We start from the raw sequence: 22,225 nt of genomic DNA, 5'->3' as shown, positions 1-22,225 counted from the left end.
CGTGAACTCCGGCCGCACGCCCTGCGCCCGGGGAAGCAGCTTGATCTCAAACAATTTTGAACACACTGTTTTTATCAATTCGGGCAGACCGCTCCCGATAGCTGGCAGGGAGGCCGCATACCGTGGCCAGCAGAGGCTTGTCATGTCCTTGTTTCAGAGACTGTCCATCGGGGCCCGCCTGGCGGCCGGATTCGCGGCCGTCGTGCTGCTTGCCGTCGGCATGGCGCTGTTCTCGCGCGCTCAGCTCAACCATGCCAGCAGCGAACTGACGCTGGTCGTCAATGACCGCATGGTCAAGGTGCAGCAACTGCTGAAACTGAAAGACAACGCGCAGCTGGGCGCCCAGGCGGTGCGCAACGCCGTGCTGCTCGACGACCTGCAGGCTGCCGCGGCCGAAAAGGCCCGCATCGACGGCATGTCCTTGAACAACGCGGAGCTGATGCAGGCCCTGGACGGCACGATCCAGATCGGCCGCGGCCGCGAGCTGCTGGCCGAGCTGGGCGCGGCCCGCGCGCCCTATCTGGAGTCGATGAAGCAGGTGCTCGCGCTTGGCCTGGCAAACCGCGACGACGAAGCGCGCGACCTGCTGATGCGCACGCTGACGCCGCAGCAGCAGCGTTATTTCGACGCCATCGAGGCACTCGTGGCCTTCCAGCGCGGGCTGATGACCGACGGTGCGCAGGAGGTGCGTGCCAGTGCCGACCGCAGCAGCACGCTGATGTTCGCGCTGGCCGCGCTCGCCGCGGCGCTGGGCGGGCTGATCGCCTGGACCGTGGGACGGTCGGTCGTGCGGCCGCTGCAGGCCGCGGTCAAGATCGCCGAGACCGTCGCCGAGGGTGACCTCAGCTCGAACATCGTCGTCGACGGCCGCGACGAGACCGCGCAGCTGATGACGGCCCTCAAGCGCATGAATGCCAACCTGTCCGACCTGGTCGGCCACGTGCGCGCCGGTTGCGAGAGCATCGCCGCCGGTTCCGGCGAGATCGCCGGCGGCACCGCCGACCTGAGCCGGCGCACCGAGTCGCAGGCCAGCAGCCTGGAGCAGACCGCGGCCTCGATGGAGCAGCTCGCCGGCACCGTCGCCCAGAACGCCGCCACCGCACGCCAGGCCAGCGACGCCGCCGCCACCGCCGGCGCCACGGCCAGCCGTGGCGGCGCTGCGGTCGCCCGTGCGGTCAGCACGATGGAAGAGGTGGCGGCCAGTTCGCGCCGCATCGCCGACATCATCGGCACCATCGACGGCATCGCCTTCCAGACCAACATCCTGGCCTTGAACGCCGCGGTCGAAGCGGCCCGCGCCGGCGAACAGGGCCGCGGTTTCGCGGTCGTCGCCGGCGAGGTGCGCAACCTCGCCCAGCGCTGCACCCAGGCGGCGCGCGAGATCAAGGCACTGATCGGCGCCAGCACCGAGACCGTCGACGCCGGCGTGCGTTTCGTCGGCGAGGCCGGCAGCACGATGCGGCAAGTCGTCGAGGAGGTGCAGAACGTCGCCCGCCTGATGACCCAGATCAGCGCCGCCAGCGCCGAGCAGACCCAGGGCATAGGCCAGGTCAACGACGCCGTCACCGACCTCGACCGCGCGACGCAGGAAAACTCCGCACTCGTCGAAGAGAACGCCGCGGCCACCGACAGCCTGCGCCAGCAGGCCGCCAAGCTGGTCGAGATCGCCGGCCGCTTCCAGCTCGCCCACGCCTGAGCCGCGCCGCGGCCGGGAACGCCAGGACCTGAGTCGGGGAGCGTGAACTATGCCCACGACCAAGGGTTTGCCCTTGGTTGTCTGACAAGGCTCAACCTTGCTTTGATTGTTTGGTTCAATTTGGTTGTTTCCCGGTCGAAGCGAGGTGGCGCCGCATGGGGCGGTGGGAGAGAAAAATGCGATCCATCAAGGGGCTGTCGATCGGCAGCCGTCTGGCCGCCGGCTTTGCCGTCGTCGGCCTGCTGGCCGTCGGCATGGCCCTGTTTTCACGCTTCGAGCTCAACGCCGCCAACGAGCAGCTGAGCAGGATCGTCGACGACCGGATGGTCAAGGTGGAACACCTGAACGTGCTCAAGCACAACGCGCTGCGGGGCGCGCAGGCGCTGCGCGACGCGATGCTGCGCAGCGACCCGGCGGCCGCGCGCGCCGAAATGGACCGGATCGCCGGCATGGCGCAGCAGAACAAGGACACGTTGGCGGCGCTGGAAGCCACGATCCAGGGCGACGCCGCCAAGAAGCTGCTGCTCGCGCTGAAGGCCGCGCGTGAACCCTATATGCACACCCTCAACGAAGTCGGCGACCTCGACGCCGACGGCCGCTCCGACGAAGCGCGCAAGCTGATGCAGGGTGAACTGACGACGCGCCAGGAGAACTACTTCCAGGCGATCGAAGCGCTCGTCGACTACCAGCGCGACCAGATGCACCACGCTGCGCAGGAGGTGCGCCAGCAGACGGCGCGTGACGGCTGGCTGATGCTGGGTCTGGGCGGCCTGTCCGCGCTGATCGGCGCCGTCGTCGCCTGGGCCGTCGGCCGCTCGGTCGTGCAGCCGATCCGCGAAGCGGTGCGTTTTGCCGAAACCGTCGCCGCCGGCAACCTGAGCACCCGCATCACGGTGCAGCGCGACGACGAGACCGGGCAGTTGCTGACGGCGCTGCAGCGCATGAACGACAACCTCGCCGACCTGGTCGGCCACGTGCGAGCCGGCTGCGAAAGCATCGCCGCCGGTTCCGGCGAGATCGCCGGCGGCACCGCCGACCTGAGCCGGCGCACCGAGTCGCAGGCCAGCAGCCTGCAGCAGACCGCCGCGTCGATGGAGCAGCTCGCCGGCACCGTTGCCCAGAACGCCGCCACCGCACGCCAGGCCAGCGACGCCGCCGCCAGTGCCGGCGGCACCGCCGGCCGCGGCGGCGAAGCGATCACGCGTGCGGTGCGCACGATGGAGGAAGTGGCGGCCAGCTCGCGCCGCATCGCCGACATCATCGGCACCATCGACGGCATCGCCTTCCAGACCAACATCCTGGCCTTGAACGCCGCGGTCGAGGCGGCACGCGCCGGCGAACAGGGCCGCGGTTTCGCGGTCGTCGCCGGCGAGGTGCGCAACCTCGCGCAGCGCTGCACCCAGGCGGCGCGCGAGATCAAGTCGCTGATCGGCGCCAGCGTCGAGACCGTCGACTCCGGCGTGCGTTTCGTCGGCGAAGCCGGCAGCACGATGCAGGAGGTTCTCGCCGAGTTCCAGAACGTCGCCCGGCTGATGACCCAGATCAGCGCTGCCAGCGCCGAGCAGACCCAGGGCATAGGCCAGGTCAACGACGCCGTCACCGACCTCGACCGCGCGACGCAGGAAAACTCGGCCCTCGTCGAGGAGAACGCCGCGGCCACCGACAGCCTGCGCCAGCAGGCCGCCAAGCTGGTCGAGATCGCCGGCCGCTTCCAGCTCAGCGGGTCCTGAGCGGGGCAGACCCGGCGGCGCGGGGCATCACCGATGGCAAACCCCTAGACTTGGGGGTTTGCCCGTCAGATTCCCGACATGTTCCAACCGACTCCCCGCGGCGGCCGCTGGCTCGCCGTCTGGTGGCCGATCGCGGCCGCGATCGCTGCCACGCTGTTCTGGCTGCTGCTGAGCCCTGAAACCCTGCGCTGGCTGAAGGCCGAGAACGGCCCGATCGAAGGCACGAACGCCGCGCTCTACTTCGTCTGCGCCCTCGTCTTCCTGCTGTCGCCGCGCATCCAGGCGCCGACGCGGCTGGCGCTGGCCGTGCTGTTCGCGGGCTTCGGCGCGCGCGAGATGGACTGGCACAAGGCCTTCACCGGCAAGAGCGTGCTCAAGGTCAGCTACTACCTCGGCGACGCACCGTGGCAGACGCGGCTCTTCGCCTTCCTGGCCGTCGCGGCGGTGGCGCTGGCGGTGCTGACGCTGCTGCTGCGCCAGGCCCGGCCGCTGCTTCAGCTCTGGCAGCGACGCGACCCGGTGGCCACCAGCGTCGTGATCTTCATCGTCACGATGGTGATCACCAAGCTGCTCGACCGCTCGCTGAACCTGCTCGTCGAGGAGGCCGGCATCGTCTTCCCGCCGGCGGTCGGGCTGCTCGTCGGCTCGCTGGAGGAGACGATCGAGCTGTCGCTGCCGCTGATCGCGCTCGTCGCCTGGGCGCAGTTCCGCAACTCGCGGCGCTGACCGCTTCGCGCTAGGCGCGCGCGGCCAGCAGCCCGAAGGCCTCGTGCACCAGCGGGTGCAGGTCGGGCTGGCCGGCGTCGATCAGCGCGCGCAGCTGCTCGCGCATGCGCGGCTCCCAGAACTTGCGCAGATGGGTCGCGACGCCGTCGACCGCTTCGCCGTGATCGGGCATCGCGGCGAAGAAGGCGGCGATGCGGTTGGCCATCTGGACCAGTTGGTCGGCGTTCATCGCGTCGGGTGCTCCGGTTGAAGACACAGGCGGCAGCGGGCGCTCATTTGGCGGCCACCGGGCTCTCGCGTTCGGCCAGCGCACGCAGCTGGGCCTCGTTGAAACGCTGGTAGTCCTGCTGCCAGCGGCTGGGCTGGCTCACCTTGTTCACCTGCACCGCGGTCACCTTGTACTCGGGGCAGTTGGTCGCCCAGTCGGAGCTGTCGGTGGTGATGACGTTGGCGCCCGACTCGGGGAAGTGGAAGGTGGTGTAGACCACGCCCGGCGCGACGCGCTCGCTGACACGCGCGCGCAGCACGGTCTCGCCGGCGCGGCTGGTGATGCCGACCCAGTCGCCGTCGACGACGCCGCGCTCCTCGGCGTCGGCCGGGTGCAGCTCCAGCCGGTCCTCCTCGTGCCAGGCGGTGTTGGCGGTGCGCCGCGTCTGCGCGCCGACGTTGTACTGGCTGAGCACACGGCCGGTGGTCAAGAGCAGCGGGAAGCGCCGGTTGGCGCGTTCGTCGCTCGGCTGATAGGCGGTGATGACGAAGCGCCCCTTGCCGCGCACGAAGCCACCGACGTGCATCACCGAGGTGCCGGCTTCTTCGGTGCCGGCGTGGCAGGGCCACTGCACGCTGCCCAGGCGCTCGATCTTCTCGTAGCTGACGCCGGCGAAGCTGGGCGTCAGCGCCGCGATTTCGGCCATCACCGCCTCGGGGTGGGCGTAGTCCATCGGGTAACCGAGCGCGTTCGACAGCCGCACCGTGACCTCCCAGTCGGCCAGGCCCGCCAGCGGCGGCATCACCCGGCGCACGCGGCTGATGCGGCGTTCGGCGTTGGTGAAGGTGCCGTCCTTCTCGAGGAAGCTCGATCCGGGCAGGAAGACGTGGGCGAACTTGGCGGTTTCGTTCAGGAAGATGTCCTGCACCACCAGGCATTCCAGCGCCTCGAGCGCGGCGTTGACGTGCTGGGTGTTGGGGTCGGACTGCACGATGTCCTCGCCCTGCACGTACAGGCCCTTGAAGCTGCCGCCGAGCGCGGCGTCGAACATGTTCGGGATGCGCAGCCCCGGCTCCGGGTCCAGCGTCACGCCCCAGGCGGCGTCGAACTCGGCGCGCACGGTGCTGTCGCTGATGTGGCGGTAACCCGGCAGCTCGTGCGGGAAGCTGCCCATGTCGCAGGAGCCCTGCACGTTGTTCTGGCCGCGCAGCGGGTTCACGCCGACGCCTTCGCGGCCGACGTTGCCGGTGGCCATCGCCAGGTTGGCGATGGCCATCACCGCGGTCGAGCCCTGGGCGTGTTCGGTGACGCCCAGGCCGTAGTAGATCGCGGCGTTGAGGCCGCGCGTCGCGTACAGCCGCGCGGCGCCGCGCACCGCGGCCGCCGGCACGCCGCTGACGGCCTCCAGCGCCTCGGGCGAGTTATCGGGCCTGGCGACGAAGTCGCGCCACTGGCCGAAGCTGCGCGGGTCGCAGCGTTCGGCGACGAAGGCCTCGTCGACCAGGCCTTCGGTGACGATGACGTGGGCGAGCGCGTCGAGCACGGCGACGTTGGTGCCGGGCCTCAGCTGCAGGTGGTACTCGGCCTTGACGTGCGGCGAAGCGACGAGGTCGATGCGCCGCGGGTCGATGACGATCAACTTGGCGCCCTGGCGCAGCCGGCGCTTCATGCGCGAGGCGAACACCGGGTGCGCGTCGCTCGGGTTGGCGCCGATGACGAGCACGACGTCGGCGTGCGCGACCGACTTGAAGGTCTGGGTGCCGGCCGAGGTGCCGAAGGTCTGGCCCAGGCCGTAGCCGGTGGGCGAGTGGCAGACGCGCGCGCAGGTGTCGACGTTGTTGTTGCCGAAAGCCGCCCGCACCAGCTTCTGCACCAGGTAGGCCTCTTCGTTGGTGCAACGCGACGAGGTGATGCCGCCGACCGCGCCGCGGCCGTGTTCGGCCTGGAGGCGGCGGAACTCGCTGGCGGCGTAGGCAATGGCCTCGTCCCAGCTGACCTCGCGCCAGGGGTCGGTGATCTTGGCGCGGATCATCGGCTTGGTGACGCGGTCCTTGTGCGTCGCGTAGCCCCAGGCGAAGCGGCCCTTGACGCAGGCGTGGCCTTCGTTGGCGCGGCCGTCCTTCCACGGCGTCATGCGCACGACGCGGTTGCCCTGCATCTCGGCCTTGAAGCCGCAGCCGACGCCGCAGTAGGCGCAGGTCGTGACCACCGAGTGCTCGGGCAGGCCCATCTCGATGACGGTCTTTTCCTGCAGCGTCGCGGTCGGGCAGGCGGCGACGCAGGCGCCGCAGCTGACGCATTCGCTCTCGAGGAAAGGCTCGTCCATGCCGGCCGAGACCCGCGAGCCGAAGCCGCGGCCCGAGATCGTCAGCGCGAAGGTGCCCTGGGTCTCTTCGCAGGCGCGCACGCAGCGGTTGCAGACGATGCACTTGCTGGCGTCGTAGGTGAAGTACGGGTTGGACTCGTCCTTGGCCGCCGCCAGGTGGTTGGCGCCGTCCCAGCCGTAGCGCACGTGGCGCAGGCCGACGACGCCGGCCTGGGTCTGCAGCTCGCAGTCGCCGTTGGCGGCGCAGGTCAGGCAGTCCAGCGGGTGGTCGCTGATGTAGAGCTCCATCACGCCGCGGCGGATCTGCGCCAGCTTGGGGCTCTGCGTGCGCACGTTCATGCCGGCTTCGGCCGGCGTCGTGCACGACGAGGGGTAGCCGCGGCGGCCGTCGATCTCGCACAGGCACAGCCGGCACGAGCCGAAGGGCTCGAGGCTGTCGGTGGCGCAGAGCTTGGGGATCGTGATGCCGGCTTCAGACGCCGCGCGCATCAGCGAGGTGCCGGCCGGCACCGTGACGCTCTGGCCGTCTATCGTCAGCGTGACACGGGTGGCGCTGTCGCGCGCCGGCGTGCCGTGGTCGATTTCGGTCGTGTTCATCGGCGGAAGTCCCCGGGATAGTGGTTGAGCGCCGACAGCACCGGCAGCGGCGTCATGCTGCCCATCGCGCACAGGCTGCCGTGCACCATGGTGTCGCAGAGGTCGCGCAGCAGTTCCTCCTGGCGCGCATCGCCGGCAAGGAACTTGTCGATGACCTCGACGCCGCGTGTCGAGCCGATGCGGCAGGGCGTGCACTTGCCGCAGCTTTCCTGGGCGCAGAAAGCCATCGCGTAGCGCGCCAGCCGCGCCATGTCGGCGCGGTCGTCGTGCACGACCAGGCCGCCGTGGCCGAGCACGGCGCCGATCGCGGCATAGGACTCGTAGGCCAGCGGCACGTCCCACTGCGCTTCGGGCACGTAGCTGCCCAGCGGGCCGCCGACCTGCACCGCCTTGATCGGCCGGCCGCTGGCGCTGCCGCCGCCGTAGTCGAACAGCAGCTCGCGCAGCGTGACGCCGAAAGCGCGTTCGACGAGGCCGGCAAAACGCAGGTTGCCGGCGAGCTGGAACGGCATCGTGCCGGTGGAGCGGCCGACGCCGAAGTCGCGGTAGAAAGCCGGGCCTTCGGCGAGGATGGTCGGCACCGCGGCCAGCGTCAGCAGGTTGTTGATGACGGTGGGCCGGCCGAACAGGCCCGCGATCGCCGGCAGCGGCGGCTTGGCGCGCACCACGCCGCGCCGGCCTTCCAGGCTTTCCAGCATCGCCGTCTCTTCGCCGCAGACGTAGCTGCCGGCGCCCATGCGCACCTCGAGATCGAAGCCGTCGAGCCAGCCGGCGGCGCGTGCGACCTCGATCGCGCGGCCGAAGACTTCGACCGAGCGCGGGTACTCGGAGCGCGCGTAGACGTAGCCGCGCGCGGCGCCGACGGCACGTGCCGCGATCGCCATGCCTTCGATCAGCAGGAAGGGGTCGCCTTCGAGCAGCATGCGGTCGGCGTAGGTGCCGGAGTCGCCCTCGTCGCCGTTGCAGACCACGTACTTCAGCTCGCCCGGCGTCTGGGCGACGGTGCGCCACTTGATGCCGGCGGGGAAAGCCGCGCCGCCGCGGCCGCGCAGGCCGCTGTCGGTGACGGCCTGGACGATGGCCTCGGGCGTCATCGCCCGCGCCGCACGCAGCCCGGCGCCACCGCCGTGGGCTTCGTAGTCGGCCAGCGACAGCGGCCGCGTCAGCCCGGCACGCGCGAAGGTCAGGCGCTGCTGGTTCTTCAGATAGGGCAGCTCGGCCAGCAGGCCGACGGCCTTGGGGTGGCTGCGGTCTCCGGCCAGCACCGCCGGCAGGTCGGCCGCGGTGCAGGGCCCCCAGCCGAAACGGCCTTCGGGCGTGTCGACCTCGATCAGCGGCTCGAGCCAGAACAGCCCGCGCGAGCTGGTGCGCCAGACCTCGGCACCGTGCGCCGCGGCGACTTCGGCGACGTCGTCGGCACCGACCGCGAGCGCGCCGCTGTCTTCGGGGATGTAGAGCCGCGGCCTCATCGCAGCGCCTCGTCGAGCTTCTCCGGCGTCAGCCGCGCCAGCGGCCGGTCGCCCAGCATCGCTGCCGGCGACGAGGCGCACAGGCCCAGGCAGTAGGTGGCTTCGAGCTGGCAGCCATCGTGGTGTTTGGCGTGCTCCCAGAGCGCGTCGGCGCCCATCGCCTGGCAGGACTCGGCGCGGCACATCTGCAGCACCGGCGCCACCGGCGGCTCGGTGCGGAAGTGGTGGTAGTAGCTGACGACGCCGTGGACCTCGGCGCGCGACAGGTTGAGCGCGCGTGCGATCTCCGGCACCGCCTCACGCGGGATGTAGCCGATCGCATGCTGCACGTCGTGCAGGATCGGCAGCAGCGGGCCTTCGCGGCCCTGGTGGCGGGCGATGGCGGCGACAACGGTGTCCTGAATCATCGCGGCATGATCTGGCGCAAATTCATCCTCCGTCCAATGGAAAACACGAACCGTGCGATTCGCCGGGCGAATCGAAGCGCGGCCGCAGGCCCGCGCTGCGAGGGAAACCGGCGGCGGCCGGCCGGCTTGGCGCCGCGCATGGCCGCGGGTATATCCCGAGGGCCGCGGCTCCGGTTGTCGCCCCCGAAGTCGTGCTCGTGCCTGAATCAGGCCAGCAAGGACTGCACGTCCAGATTCAGTCCGGACGCAGCGCGCGCTGCCGCGCAGCCGCTTCGAGCGTGCCGGTGTGGGCGCGCAGATGGGCCAGCCAGTCCTCGCCCTGCGCCAGCGCCAGCGCTGCTTCGAGTGCGCGCGAGCGGCGGGCGCCGGCGGCGGTCATCAGCCCGATCGGCGTCAGCAGTTCGGGGCCGACCAGCGGCCGGGCCTCGAGTTCGCCATGGGTCGCCAGCGTGCTGACCAGCGCCCCCGGCAGCACCGCGGCGACGCCGCCGGCCTGCACCGCGACCAGCAGCGCCAGCACCGAGTTGGTTTCGATCGCCGGCCGCGGCGCCAGGCCCAGCTCGCGGAAGACGCCGTCGAGGATGGCGCGGTTGTGCATCTCGGGCGACAGCAGCGCCAGCGGCAGCGCCGCCGCTTCGGCCCAGGGCATCGGCGAGCCGAAACCGAGCACGACGCCGGAACGGCGCGCGCGCTGCAGCAGATAGTGGCGCTCGACGTACTGCGGCAGCGTCGCCAGCCGCGCCGGCGCACGTTCGACATAACCGATGCCGAGGTCGAGCGCCAGGTTCTCCAGCCCGAGCTCGATCTCCTGCGAAGCCAGCGAACGCACCTGCGGCTGCACGCCGGGGTGCTGTTCGACCAGGCGCGCGGCCAGGCGCGCGGCCACCGGCAGCGCCGTCGGCACCGCGCCGATCACCAGCCGCCCCTGCGGCCGGCCGGCGCGCAGGTCCTGCTCCAGCAGCTCCTGCTCGTGCAGCAGCCGGTGGGCGCTGGCGAGCACCCGTTCGCCTTCGGGCGTCAGGCCTTCGTAGTGGCGGCCGCGGCGCACGATCGCGACCTCGAAACGCTCCTCCAGCGCGCGCAGCGCGTTCGACAGCGCCGGCTGCGTGATGTGGCAGGCGGCGGCGGCGCGGCCGAAATGGCGGTGCTGCTCGAGTGCGACCAGGTAGCGGTAGGCGTCCAGCAGGTTCATCGCCAGTCCCTGCCCCGCTTCAGTGGAAAAAACGCGCCACGCTCAAGCCCGTGCGGTAGACGCCCCAGGCGAGCGGAATCCCGACCGCGGCCCAGGCGAGCACCACCAGCAGCCGGCTGCTGTCGTGGAAGCTCATCGTGCCGGGGCCGCTCTCGGCGGCAATCGCACGGTCACGCGCCAGGCGCTTCTCGGCAGCGAGTTCGGCTTCGTCCATGAAGTGTTTCGGGTTCACCGGCCGCACCAGCAGGTTGCAGACCAGGCCGACGACGAGCATGCCCGCGAGGATGTACATGGTCTGGTTGTAGACCTGCTCGCGCGGAATGCCCAGGCCCAGCTGCCAGTCGCGCATGTAGTTGACGACCACCGGGCCGAGGATGCCGGCCGTCGCCCAGGCGGTCAGCAGCCGGCCGTGGATCGCGCCCACCATCTGGGTGCCGAACAGGTCGGCCAGGTAGGCCGGCACGGTGGCAAAACCGCCGCCGTACATGCTGAGGATGACGCAGAACGCGGCGACGAAGAGAAGCAGGCTGCCGGCGCCGGCGCTGCCCGGCACGCTGACGTAGAGCGCACCGCCGAGCACGAAGAAGACGATGTAGGTTGCCTTGCGGCCGATGCGGTCGGACAGGCTCGCCCAGAAGAAACGCCCGCCGATGTTGAACAGCGACAAGAGCGCGGTGAAGCCGGCGGCGACGCCGGCGATCGCCGCCAGCTGCACCTTGTCGAGCTCGCCGAAACGCGCGTCGACGCCGATCAGCCGGCCGCCGAAGACCTCCTGCAGCATCGGGCTGGCCATGCCGATGACGCCGATGCCGGCCGAGACGTTCATGCACAGCACCATCCACACCAGCCAGAACTGCGGGATGCCCCAGACCTTGCGCACGTGCACGTGGCCGTGCGTGATCATCGAGCTGGCGACACCGGCCGCCGGCCGCGGCGGTGGCGCCCAGCCCGGCGGCGCCCAGTTCGACGCCGGCACGCGGTAGGCGAGCGCGCCGCCCATCATGAAGACGAAGTAGACCGCGGCCATGACGACGAAGGTCGGCATCACGCCGACGTCGCTGGGCGTGGCGAAACGCTGCATCAGCTCGGCCGCCAGCGGCGAGCCGATCATCGCGCCGCCACCGAAGCCCATGATCGCCATGCCGGTGGCCATGCCGCGGCGGTCGGGGAACCACTTGATCAGCGTGCTCACCGGCGAGATGTAGCCCAGCCCCAGACCGATGCCGCCGATGACACCCGAGCCCAGCAGCATCAGCCAGAACTGGTGCAGGTGCACGCCGAGTGCCGACAGCAGCATGCCGCCGCACCAGCAGACGGCGCTGACGACGCCGGCCTTGCGCGGGCCGACGCGCTCCAGCCAGCCGCCCCACAGCGCCGCCGAGCTGCCCAGCAGCACGAAGAACAGCGTGTACATCCAGCCCAGCGTGCTGATCTTCCAGTCGCAGTGGCTGACGAACAGCTCCTGCCAGAAGCCGATCTCGGGGCCGCAGGCCAGCGGCGCCTGGATGCCGACCGCCTTGGACAGCGGCAGCCAGAACACCGAGAAGCCGTAGGCCATGCCGATGCACAGGTGGATGGCCAGCGCCGCCGGCGGCACCAGCCAGCGGTTGAAGCCCGGCGGCGCGATGATGCGCTCCTTGGCGAGCCAGCCGCGGGCAGCGCCCGCGTCCGGGTGCGGGATCGATGACATCGGTTCTCCTGCAAGGGGGAAGCGCCGGCTCGGAGGCCGGCGCGGCTGCGCATCAGGCAACAGGCCGCTGCCGGCGCACATCGGGGCCAGCCCGGTGGTCGCGACGGGCGCGCCCACCGGACGGGGGACGGCTCAGGTCTCCTTGGAGACCGTGATCGTCGGGAACTTGGACGAGAAGTCCTTGGCCTTCTGCGCCACGCGCACCGCGATGCGGCGTGCCATCGTCTTGTAGAGCGCGGCGAGTTCGCCTTCGGGCTCGGCGACGACGGTGGGCCGGCCGCCGTCGGCCTGTTCGCGGATGGACAGCGCCAGCGGCAGCGCGCCCAGGTACTCGACGCCGAACTGCGCCGCCATGCGCTTGCCGCCGTCGGCGCCGAAGATGTGTTCGGTGTGGCCGCAGTTCGGGCAGCAGTAGACGGCCATGTTCTCGACGATGCCCAGGATGGGCACGCCGACCTTCTCGAACATCGTCAGGCCCTTCTTGGCGTCGAGCAGCGCGATGTCCTGCGGGGTCGTGACGATGACGGCGCCGGTCAGCGGCACACGCTGCGCCAGCGTCAGCGCAATGTCGCCGGTGCCCGGGGGCATGTCGACGATCAGGTAGTCCAGGTCCTTCCAGTTGGTCTGGCGCAGCAGCTGCTCCAGCGCCTGGGTGGCCATCGGGCCGCGCCAGATCATGGCCTGGTCGGGGTCGACGAGGAAACCGATCGACATCACCTGCACGCCGTGGCCGACCAGCGGGTCCATGGTCTTGCCGTCGGCGCTCTCAGGCCGCTCGTCGGCCACGCCCAGCATCGTCGGCTGGCTCGGGCCGTAGATGTCGGCGTCGAGGATGCCGACGCTCGCACCTTCGGCGGCCAGCGCCAGCGCCAGGTTGACGCTGGTCGTGCTCTTGCCGACGCCGCCCTTGCCCGAGGCGACGGCGACGATGTTCTTCACGCCCGGCAGCAGCGGCACGCCGCGCTGCACCGCGTGGGCGACGATCTTGGTCGTCATCGCCGCGCGGGCGCTGTCCACGCCCGGCACGCTGCGTGCGGCCGCTTCCAGCGCCGCGGCCAGCGGCGCAAGCTGGCTCTTCGCCGGGTAGCCGAGTTCGACGTCGAACGACACGTCGCCGCCGGCGATGCGGATGTTGCGGATCTGCCGGGTCGAGACCAGGTCGGCGCCGGTGTTCGGGTCGACGACGGTCTTCAGCGCTTCGAGCAGCGCGCTCTCGGTGACGGTGGCCATGGGGAGGAGGATTCGTGGCGGAGGCTGCGGAGCGCGGCAGTCTAGCGCCGGCGCCGCGCCCGCGTGGCCAGCGTTGGCATGCGGCCGGCACACAGGCCGCCCGGCTCCTAGAATTCCCGATTTGCCCAGCACGTCGCGCGCCTCGCCGGCCGCGTCGCATCCCGATGACCCGCAAGCTCTTCGTCACCACCGCGCTGCCTTACGCCAACGGCCCGTTCCACATCGGCCATGTGATGGAGTACATCCAGGCCGACATCTGGGTGCGTTCCCAGCGCATGCAGCACGCGGAGGTGCGGTTCGTCTGCGCCGACGACGCCCACGGCGCGCCGATCATGATCGCCGCCGAGAAGGCCGGGAAGACGCCGCAGCAGTTCGTCGCCGACATCGCCGCCGGCCGCAAACAGTATCTGGACGGCTTTCACATCGCCTTCGACAACTGGCACTCGACCGACGGGCCGGAGAACCACGAACTGGCGCAGTCCATCTACCTGGCGCTGCGCAAGAACGAGCTGATCGAGGTGCGCACGATCGAGCAGTTCTTCGACCCCGACAAAGGCATGTTCCTGCCCGACCGCTTCATCAAGGGCGAATGCCCGAAGTGCGGCGCCCAGGACCAGTACGGCGACAACTGCGAGGTCTGCGGCGCCGTCTACGCGCCCACCGACCTGAAGAAGCCGTATTCGGCGCTGTCGGGCGCGACGCCTGTGCTGCGCACGAGCGAACACTTCTTCTTCAAGCTGTCGGATGCGCGCTGCGTCGAATACCTGGAAAGCTGGACCCAGGACGGCCGGCTGCAGCCCGAGGTCGCGAACAAGGTGCGCGAATGGTTCGGCCGCGACGAGGCCGGCCAGGTCAGCCTGGGCGACTGGGACATCAGCCGCGACGCGCCCTACTTCGGCATCGAGATCCCCGACGCGCCGGGCAAGTACTTCTATGTCTGGCTCGACGCGCCGGTGGGCTACCTCGCCTCGCTGAAGAACTGGTTCGTGAAGAACGTGCCGGGCGACGCTGGCGCGGCCTTCGACGCCTACCTCGCCCAGCCCGATCTGGAGCAGGTGCACTTCATCGGCAAGGACATCGTCACCTTCCACACGCTGTTCTGGCCGGCGATGCTGAAGTTCAGCGGCCGCAAGACGCCCGACCGCGTCTACGTGCACGGCCACCTGACCGTCAGCGGCGAGAAGATGAGCAAGAGCCGCGGCACCGGCATCAGCCCGCTGCGCTACCTCGAGCTCGGCATGGACGCCGAGTGGCTGCGCTACTACATCGCCGCCAAGCTCAACGCGCGTGTCGAGGACCTGGACTTCAACCCCGATGACTTCGTCGCCCGCGTCAACAGCGACCTGGTCGGCAAGTACGTCAACATCGCCAGCCGCGCCGCCGGTTTCCTGGCCAAACGTTTCGGCGGCCGGCTCTCGGCCGATGTCGGCGTCGAGGGCCGCGTGCTGCTCGACGGCCTGCGTGCCCACGCCGCCGTCGTGCGCGAACACTACGAGACGCGTGAGTACGGCAAGGCGCTGCGCGAGGTGATGCTGCTGGCCGACCGCGTCAACGAGTACGTCGACCAGAACAAGCCCTGGGAGCTGGCCAAGCAGGACGGCGCCGAGGCTCGCTTGCACGACGTCTGCACCGTCTGCATCGAGGCCTTCCGCCTGCTGACGCTGTATCTGAAGCCGGTGCTGCCGGCCACCGCCGCACGCGTCGAGGCCTTCCTCGGCATCGCGCCGCTGGCCTGGGAAGACGCGGCGCGTGCGCTGGGCGCACACACGATCGGCGCCTTCAGCCACCTGCTGCAGCGTGTCGACCCGAAGAAGCTGGAAGCGCTGTTCGAGCCGCCGCCGGCACCGCCCGCGCCGCTGCCCGGCGGCGAGGCGCTGGCGCCCGAGATCGGCATCGACGACTTCGCCAAGGTCGACCTGCGCATCGCGCGCATCGTCAGCGCCGAGGCGGTCGAAGGCAGCAGCAAGCTGCTGCGCCTGATGCTGGACCTGGGCGAAGGCCGCACACGCCAGGTCTTCAGCGGCATCGCCGCCGCCTACGCGCCCGAGCAGCTCGCCGGCAAGCTGACGGTGGTCGTCGCCAACCTGGCCCCGCGCAAGATGAAGTTCGGCGTCAGCGAAGGCATGGTGCTGGCCGCCAGCCACGCCGACGAGAAGGCCCAGCCGGGCGTCTTCGTGCTCGAACCCTGGCCCGGCGCGCAGCCGGGCATGCGCATCCGCTGATCAGGCCAGCGGCAGGCGCACGCTGAAACACGAACCGCGGTCGGGCACCGATTCGAGCTCGATCTCACCGCCGTGCGCCAGCACGATCTGGCGCGCCAGCGCCAGACCCAGCCCGGTGCCCTCGAAGTGGCGGCGCAGGTTCAGGCGGCGAAAGGGCTGGAACAGCTTGCCGCGGTCGTCGGCAGCGATGCCGATGCCGTTGTCGCTGACGCGGATCCAGGCCGCGCCGGCGGCGGCGTCGGCCTCGACGCGCACCACCGGCGCCCGTTCGGCCGGCACGAACTTCAGCGCGTTGGACAGCAGGTTCTGGAACAGCAGCGCGAGCAGCACCGGGTTGCCGCGCACCACCGGCAGCGGCGCGACATGCACGTCGGCACCGCGTTCGCGGATGCTGGCGGCCAGCGCCAGCAGCGTGTCCTGCAGCAGCGGCCCCAGCGCCACCGGCTGCATCGCCGGCATGTCGCCGCGCTGCATGCGCACGTACCGCAGCACGTCGTCGAGCAGCGTGCGCATGCGCCGCGTGGCCTGCAGCATCAGGCCGAGGTAGCGCCGGCCGGGTTCGCTCAGGCGGTCGGACTCGTCCTGCTCGATCAGGCTGCCGAACTGCAGCACCGTGTTCAGCGGCTCGCGCAGGTCGTGCGAGGCGATGCGAACGAACTGCTCCAGGCCGTCGTTGACCCGGTGCAGCTGGTGCGAGCGCGCCTGCAGCCGCTCGTTCAGGTCGAGCAGCCCGGCCTGCGCCGCGGCCAGCAGCTGCGGCGGCACCAGCGCCGCGGCATAGGCCAGGTAGACGAAGACCGACTCCCACGGCGCCAGCCGCGGCGGCGGCACGAAGACGCCGGTGCCGATCGCCAGCGCCGTGGTCAGCGACACCGCCAGCGTCAGCAGCAGGTGCGCCGGATACGACAGCAGAAAGGCGCCCAGCATCAGCGGCACCGTCAGGTAGATGAACGGGAACGGCAGCCGCGCCAGCGCCAGCAGCGTGACGCCGACGGCCAGCGGCAGCAGCACGACGATGCGGGTGTCCAGCAGCTGCGGCGCGAGCGCCTTCCAGCCCTGGCCGCAGACCAGGAAGGCCAGCGGCAGCACCGAGACCGCGCCGATCACCGAGCCCTCGTACCAGGGCATCCAGACGCCTTCGAAGGCGGCGATGCCGTGCGGCGCCAGCGTCAGGGTGCCCAGCGTCGCGCTGACGAACTGCGGCAGCACGCCGCCGATCAGCAGCAGCGCCGTCAGCGCGGCCGGCGAGCGCAGGCCGCGTTCGGGCAGGCGCGCGAGCTGCAGCCCCCAGGCGCCGAGCACGATCTCCAGCAGGTTGGGCGGCACGAAGCTCGCCGCCAGCAGCAGGGCATCGCCACGCAGCAGGTTGGCCGCCAGGTTGCCCGCGGCGAGCGCCGCCAGCAGCAGCGGCCAGTCGCGGCGCGGCCGGTGCGCCAGCACCGCGACACCGATCGCGTTGCCGAACCAGATCGTCGCGATGCTGCCCGGCTGGCGCGCCAGCGCCATCGACAGCAGCGCGACGACCGCATAGACCAGCGCCAGCCAGGCGGCCCGGCGCCACGGCTGCCGAGGCGCGGCCGCCGGCACGTCCGGTGGACCCGAGCCGCCGGCGGCCGCGCCGTTCACGGTGGCGGGCGGCGCCCGCGTGGACGCGGCTCGGCGCGCTCGACGCGCACCCGCTGCGCGTACAGCAGCGCGCCGGCCAGCACCGCGAACAGCAGCAGCAGGGTGCCCACACGCGTGGCCACCGGCGCGCGTTCGACCAGCGTGTCGGCGTCCAGCGGGCCGAGCCAGCGCTGCAGCAGCGCGTCGCGCTCGCTCTCCGGCACCGCGGCGATGCCGGCGTCGAGGATGGCGCGCAGTTCGGGCCAGTCGCTGCGCACGGCGAAACTCAGCTCGTACTCGAAGCCGACCTCGCCGGCACCGGCCAGCCCGGCGAGCTGGTGGTGGCGGATGACGAAGCCGGCGCTGGCGGCGTCGACGACGGCGGCGTCGAAGCGGCCCTCGAGCACGCCGCGCAAGGCCTGCAGGTCGTCGCTGACGCCGACCCAGGCGACCTCGGGGTGGGCAGCGCGCACGACCGGCTCGACCGCGTAGCCGGTGCCGACGGCCACCGTGCGCCCGCGCATCGAGGCCAGCGAGGTCGGCGGCAAGCCCTGGCGCTGGACCAGGATCGCCGGCACCTTGACGTAGGGCCGGGTGAACAGCAGGTAGCCGGAGCGCTGCGGGGTCGGCCGCAGCGAGGTCAGCAGGTCGACCTCGCGGCGGCGCGCCGCCTCCAGCTGCTGCGCCAGCGGCCGCGCCGGCATCCAGCGCAGCGCGACGCCGGTGCGGCGTTGCACAAGGTCGAGCATCTCGACCGACAGGCCGCTGACACGGCCCTCGTCGTCGAGGTAGATGAAAGGGCCGTAGTCGCGTTCGGGCGCGACCCGCAGCACGCCGCTGCGCGCCAGCCAGTCCTGCTGGGCCGGACTCAGCGGCGTCTGCTGCGCCAGCGCGGGCAGCGACATCAGCGCCACCGCGGCTGCTGCCAGCAGGGTGCGCCAGAGGGAGGGCGACGGCATGTTCAGGCCGGCGCCAGGCGTTCGAGCGCCGCCAGCGCGGCCAGGTCGATCGGCTTGGTCAGGTAGCCGACGACCCCGGGACAGGCGAGCGCCCGTTCGCGGTCGGCCGGGTCGGACGAGGAACTGAGCATCACAACGTTGGTGGCATCGCGGCAGGCGGCCGGCAGCTCGGCGTAAGCGTCGAGGAACTCGAACCCGTTCATGCCCGGCATGTTGATGTCCAGCAGGATCAGCCCGATCCCGTGCGCCGGTGCCGTGCGCAGATGCGCCAGCGCCGGGCCGGCTTCCTCGAAGGGCAGCACCTCGACCTCGCGGCTGGCGCGTTCGAGCACGATCCGCGTGAACAGCAGATCGGCCTCGCTGTCATCGACCAGCATCACCCGACGAACCACACCGCCCCCTCTCGAATGAAATCGGGTCTGCGCCCGTGCAGCATCATCGCCGCGAACTGCGGAAATTGCACTGCATGGCGCTGCAACCGGCAAGTCTGATGCCTATCCGGTGCAGAGGGTGATGGCATGATGCGTCATGCATCCAGCCGACGTCACGCCCGCCGACTCGCCGGTCGCGTCGCCGTCGCGACGCCGGCGCTTCATCGCCCGCATGCATCACAGCGGACCTCCGAAGACGGGATCGACCCTTGTCCACCGTCTCCCGGAGTCCGCATGCAGTTCACCCGTCTACACCGTTTCCGTCCGCGCATCCTCGATGCGCTGAGTTCCTACGACCGGCGCCGTTTCGGCGCCGACGTCGGCGCCGGCATCACCGTCGGCATCGTCGCCCTGCCGCTGGCGATGGCCTTCGCGATCGCCTCCGGCGTCAAGCCCGAACAAGGCCTGGTCACGGCGGTCATCGCCGGCTTCCTGATCGCCGCGCTCGGCGGCTCGCACGTGCAGATCGGCGGCCCGGCCGGTGCCTTCATCGTCATCGTCTACGGCATCGTCGAGCGCTACGGCCTGGCCAACCTGCTGATCGCGACCTCGCTCGCCGGCGTGCTGATGTTCCTGATGGGGCTGTTCAAGCTCGGCGCGCTGGTGCGCTACGTGCCGGTGCCCATCGTCATCGGCTTCACCAACGGCATCGCGGTGCTGATCGGGCTGTCGCAGGTGAAGGACTTCCTCGGCCTGGAGACACCCAAGCTGCCGGCCGACTTCTTCTCGCAGATCGGCGTGCTCGCGCGCCACGCCGGCACGCTGAACCCGTCGGCGCTGGCGGTGGCCGCGGCCAGCCTGGCGATCGTCGTGCTCTGGCCCAAGTCCTACAAGATGCCGACCGCGCCGACGGGGCTGCTGGCGCGGCTGCGGCGGCTGTCGGCGCACCTGCCCGGCACCATCGTCGCGCTCGTCGCCGCGACCGTGGCGACGGTCGTGCTCGACCTGCAGGTCGAGACCATCGGCAGCCGCTTCGGCGGCATCCCGCAGGCGCTGCCCAGCTTCGGCCTGCCCGAGTTCAGCTGGACCACCGTCAAGCAGCTGCTGATCCCGACGGTGACGATCGCGCTGCTCGGCTCGATCGAGTCGCTGCTGTGCGCGCGCGTGGCCGACAACATGGCGCCGCTGCCGCGCCACGACCCGAACCAGGAGCTGATGGCGCAGGGCGTGGCCAACTTCGTCACGCCGCTGTTCGGTGGCATCCCGGCCACCGGCACGATCGCGCGCACCGTGACCAACGTGCGCGCCGGCGCGCAGACCCCGGTGGCCGGCATCGTGCACTCGGCGACGGTGCTGGCGGTGGTGCTGCTGGCCGCGCCGCTGGCGCTGCACGTGCCGCTGGCGGCGCTGGCCGGCATCCTGGCCTTCGTCGCCTGGAACATGGGCGAGTGGCGCGAGTTCGCACGCCTGCGCCACTTCAGCCTGGCCTACCGCACCATCCTCGTCGGCACCTTCGGGCTGACGGTGGTCTTCGACCTGACGGTGGCGGTCGAGGTCGGGCTGATCCTGGCCTGCGTCTTCTTCATCTACCGCATGAGCACGCTGTTCCGCGCCGAGCCGCGCAGCGAGGCCGGCGCCCCCGAGGGCGTGCAGGTGGTCGAGGTCTTCGGCTCGCTGTTCTTCGGTGCCGTCGCCAAGATCGAATCGCTCGCCCAGCAGCCCGCGGGCACACGCGCGCTGGTGCTGGAGATGCACCGGCTGATCTCGATGGACACCTCGGGGCTGGACGCGCTCGCGCAGCTGCACCGCGAGCTGCAGCGCCAGGGTGTGGTGCTGGTGCTGGCCGAGGTCAACGAGCAGCCGCTGTCGCTGATGCGCCGCGCCGGCTTCGAGGCCGAGATCGGCGCCGGCAACATCGTGCCGACGCTGGCCGATGCCTTCGCCGCGGCGCTGGCGCCGCAGCCGGTGGTGTCCGAGGCCGGCTGATCAGTCGTCGGCCGGGTCGCCGCGTTCGTCGTCGCGGCGGTCCATCACCAGCGCGTAGACCCAGACCAGCACCAGGTAGACGATGGGTGCGCCCTGGGCCGCGACCCAGAAGCTGAACGGCGAGCCGAAGAGCCGGAAGTCGAGCTCGCGCGCGAAGAAGGCGACGACGAAGGTGACGCCGAACCAGATGCCCAGCAGCCACAGCGTCAGCCGCCGCGTGCGCTGCCAGTGGCGACGCCGGCGGGCGCCGCCGGCGTCGGGCCCGGGCCGCGGGTTCATCGCCAGAAACGCTTGAGCTCGCCCAGCGGCGCCAGCGCGGCGGCGGCCCGGGCCTGTTCGTCGGGCTCGCGTGCTGCGAGCCAGCCGAGCGCGAAGGCGACGCCGGCGTCGGCCGGCTCGGCCGCGGCCCGCGCGCGCAGCGTCGCCTGGGCGACGACGTGGTCGTTGTAGTTGCCGAGCGCGTCCAGCGCCACGCGCAAGGCCTTGGCCGCGGCCCGGCTGCGTTTGCGCGGCAGCACCGGCTGCAGGAACTCGAGCGCATAACGCAGCCGCTTCAGGCGCTTGCGCAGGCGGTGGCGGCGCTCGATGTCCAGGGCCTCGAAGCGGCGGGCATCGGCACGTGCGCGGCGCCAGGCCGGCGCCAGCAGCGCGGCGACGGCCTCGTCCAGCGGCGCGCCGGGCATCGGCAGCGAGCCGAGCGCCAGCGCCATCGCCTGCAGCATCAGCAGCGTGAACCCGGGCGCCGCGGCGACCGCGGCCGGCAGTGGCGCGTCGGCCGGCCGTGGCCAGGCCAGCGGCGGCGCGCCGGCCTCGGCCAGTGCCGCCAGCAGCGTGCCGGCGACGTCGGCGTCACGCGCCGCGCCAAGGGCGGTGAAGGGTTCGGCCAGCGCCTGTTCGAGCGCACGCGCCGCGGCTTCGTCGGTGGCCCAGGGTGCGAACACACGCAGCGCGGTGCGCAGCCGGCGCAGGCCGACACGCAGCTGGTGCAGGGTCTCGGCGTCAGCGCCGCTGTCGGCGACCTCGGCGGCGTTGGGCAGCACCTGCTGCAGCGCCGACTGCAGCATGCTGCCGAAGACGCGCGTCGTGCCGGCGCCCTCGGGCAGCTCGGCGGCCACGGCGCGCACCGCCGGCACCTGATCCAGGCCGCGATACAGGCGGTGGCCACGCTCGGCCTTGGTGCGCACGTCCAGCCACAGGCCGTGGCGCTGCACCCAGCGCGCGGCCAGCGCGAGCAGCGCCGCGGGCGGGCCCGAGATCAGCTCGAACTCGATCTCGCAGACCGCGACCGACCTTTCCCCGGCGACGATGCGGCCTTCGTCGAACGCGATCTCGATGACGGCGCCGCCGCTGCGCACGCGCCGCGCCAGGCGCTGGATCTCGGTGCGGTAGAGCTCGACCAGCGGCGCGCCGTCGGCCAGCAGCCGCGCCAGCGCCGTGCCCGCCGGCGTGCCGGCGTGGCGCGCCGGGTCCAGCACCGGCGCGGTCTCGGCCGCGGGCAGCACGATCTCGTGCTCCAGCCGATCCATCATGCCGTCGCCGCGGCCCTTCAAGGTCTGCACCCAGCGATCGCCCTCGTGCCGCAGGCGCAGCGCGAAGCCGGCGCGGGCCAGCCGGTCGTCGGCGGTGTCGGCGTAGGCGGCGGCCAGCGGCAGGATCACGGCGCTACGGGTGGCGACGGCCCGGCGCAGGCGCTCGCGCGCGGCGGCCGGAACCTGGAACTTCAGCTCGATCTCCCTCATGGGGCTCCTCGTGCGGCACCGGCGCGCTGGCCGGCTCACCGCTAAACTCGGCGGTCGACCGTCGATTGTCGC

At 71.4% G+C, this 22,225-nt stretch carries 17 protein-coding genes; 5 read left to right on the top strand and 12 right to left on the bottom strand.

What is annotated here, in order from left to right; all coding sequences use genetic code 11:
* Positions 1–142: 142 nt before the first annotated feature.
* The 3 genes from CKO43_RS11855 to CKO43_RS11845 all read left to right on the top strand — a co-directional run bounded on the left by CKO43_RS11855 (position 143) and on the right by CKO43_RS11845 (position 4,152).
* On the top strand, positions 143–1,696 hold the full coding sequence (locus tag CKO43_RS11855) for a methyl-accepting chemotaxis protein (protein ID WP_200378755.1): 1,554 nt from the start codon (positions 143–145) through the stop codon (positions 1,694–1,696).
* Between the two features lie 176 nt (positions 1,697–1,872).
* Positions 1,873–3,426 carry a methyl-accepting chemotaxis protein gene (locus CKO43_RS11850; protein WP_200378754.1) on the top strand — a complete coding sequence of 518 codons (1,554 nt, stop codon included), beginning with the start codon at positions 1,873–1,875 and terminating at the stop codon, positions 3,424–3,426.
* 78 nt (positions 3,427–3,504) lie between these two features.
* Entirely contained in the window at positions 3,505–4,152 is a 648-nt protein-coding gene (locus CKO43_RS11845) for a hypothetical protein (protein WP_200229135.1), read from the top strand.
* A gap of 10 nt (positions 4,153–4,162) precedes the next feature.
* Here the strand turns inward: CKO43_RS11845 and CKO43_RS11840 are convergent, their stop codons facing one another.
* From CKO43_RS11840 to apbC, 7 genes are all read right to left on the bottom strand, one after another.
* Positions 4,163–4,381, bottom strand: a complete 219-nt coding sequence (locus CKO43_RS11840) for a formate dehydrogenase subunit delta (RefSeq protein ID WP_200229137.1) — start codon at positions 4,379–4,381, stop codon at positions 4,163–4,165.
* Between the two features lie 43 nt (positions 4,382–4,424).
* Positions 4,425–7,283, bottom strand: coding sequence for a formate dehydrogenase subunit alpha (gene fdhF, locus CKO43_RS11835; RefSeq protein WP_200229139.1), 2,859 nt, complete (start codon positions 7,281–7,283; stop codon positions 4,425–4,427).
* Positions 7,280–8,752, bottom strand: coding sequence for an NADH-ubiquinone oxidoreductase-F iron-sulfur binding region domain-containing protein (locus CKO43_RS11830; protein WP_200378753.1), 1,473 nt, complete (start codon positions 8,750–8,752; stop codon positions 7,280–7,282). The genes fdhF and CKO43_RS11830 overlap by 4 nt, the downstream gene beginning before the upstream one ends.
* Positions 8,749–9,159 (bottom strand): NAD(P)H-dependent oxidoreductase subunit E, encoded by a 411-nt coding sequence (locus CKO43_RS11825; RefSeq protein WP_200378752.1) that lies wholly within the window; start codon positions 9,157–9,159, stop codon positions 8,749–8,751. Before CKO43_RS11825 ends, CKO43_RS11830 begins: the two co-directional genes overlap by 4 nt.
* 235 nt (positions 9,160–9,394) lie before the next feature.
* Complete coding sequence (locus tag CKO43_RS11820) at positions 9,395–10,351, bottom strand: LysR family transcriptional regulator (protein WP_200229145.1); 957 nt, start codon at positions 10,349–10,351, stop codon at positions 9,395–9,397.
* A gap of 19 nt (positions 10,352–10,370) precedes the next feature.
* Complete coding sequence (locus tag CKO43_RS11815; protein WP_200229147.1) at positions 10,371–12,041, bottom strand: OFA family MFS transporter; 1,671 nt, start codon at positions 12,039–12,041, stop codon at positions 10,371–10,373.
* Positions 12,042–12,173: 132 nt separating this feature from the next.
* Positions 12,174–13,271 carry an iron-sulfur cluster carrier protein ApbC gene (gene apbC, locus CKO43_RS11810; RefSeq protein ID WP_200229149.1) on the bottom strand — a complete coding sequence of 366 codons (1,098 nt, stop codon included), beginning with the start codon at positions 13,269–13,271 and terminating at the stop codon, positions 12,174–12,176.
* 164 nt (positions 13,272–13,435) lie between these two features.
* Between apbC and metG the strand changes: the two genes are divergently transcribed.
* Positions 13,436–15,493 (top strand): methionine--tRNA ligase, encoded by a 2,058-nt coding sequence (gene metG, locus CKO43_RS11805; protein WP_200378751.1) that lies wholly within the window; start codon positions 13,436–13,438, stop codon positions 15,491–15,493.
* Here the strand turns inward: metG and CKO43_RS11800 are convergent, their stop codons facing one another.
* From CKO43_RS11800 to CKO43_RS11790, 3 genes are read right to left on the bottom strand one after another with little or no spacing between them, the layout of a single operon-like run.
* On the bottom strand, positions 15,494–17,119 hold the full coding sequence (locus CKO43_RS11800; RefSeq protein WP_346728245.1) for an ATP-binding protein: 1,626 nt from the start codon (positions 17,117–17,119) through the stop codon (positions 15,494–15,496). It lies immediately after the preceding gene.
* Positions 17,116–18,057, bottom strand: coding sequence for a transporter substrate-binding domain-containing protein (locus CKO43_RS11795; protein ID WP_207185006.1), 942 nt, complete (start codon positions 18,055–18,057; stop codon positions 17,116–17,118). The genes CKO43_RS11800 and CKO43_RS11795 overlap by 4 nt, the downstream gene beginning before the upstream one ends.
* A gap of 2 nt (positions 18,058–18,059) precedes the next feature.
* On the bottom strand, positions 18,060–18,434 hold the full coding sequence (locus CKO43_RS11790) for a response regulator (protein WP_200229151.1): 375 nt from the start codon (positions 18,432–18,434) through the stop codon (positions 18,060–18,062).
* A gap of 288 nt (positions 18,435–18,722) precedes the next feature.
* Here CKO43_RS11790 and CKO43_RS11785 point away from each other — a divergent pair, with 288 nt between their 5' ends.
* Complete coding sequence (locus CKO43_RS11785; protein WP_200229152.1) at positions 18,723–20,414, top strand: SulP family inorganic anion transporter; 1,692 nt, start codon at positions 18,723–18,725, stop codon at positions 20,412–20,414.
* Here the strand turns inward: CKO43_RS11785 and CKO43_RS11780 are convergent, their stop codons facing one another.
* Together CKO43_RS11780 and CKO43_RS11775 are read right to left on the bottom strand one after the other, a co-directional pair.
* Positions 20,415–20,693: a DUF4212 domain-containing protein gene (locus CKO43_RS11780; protein WP_200378750.1), complete on the bottom strand. Its 279-nt coding sequence runs from the start codon at positions 20,691–20,693 to the stop codon at positions 20,415–20,417.
* A complete protein-coding gene (locus tag CKO43_RS11775; protein ID WP_200378749.1) occupies positions 20,690–22,153 on the bottom strand; it encodes a CYTH and CHAD domain-containing protein in 1,464 nt (487 codons plus the stop codon). The genes CKO43_RS11780 and CKO43_RS11775 overlap by 4 nt, the downstream gene beginning before the upstream one ends.
* Between the last annotated feature and the right edge of the window lie 72 nt (positions 22,154–22,225).

This window comes from Rubrivivax gelatinosus (assembly GCF_016583785.1).
Taxonomy (GTDB): domain Bacteria; phylum Pseudomonadota; class Gammaproteobacteria; order Burkholderiales; family Burkholderiaceae_C; genus Rubrivivax; species Rubrivivax gelatinosus_B.
Note: the sequence above shows the minus strand (reverse complement) of the source record. Positions and strands in the feature narration are given on the sequence as shown.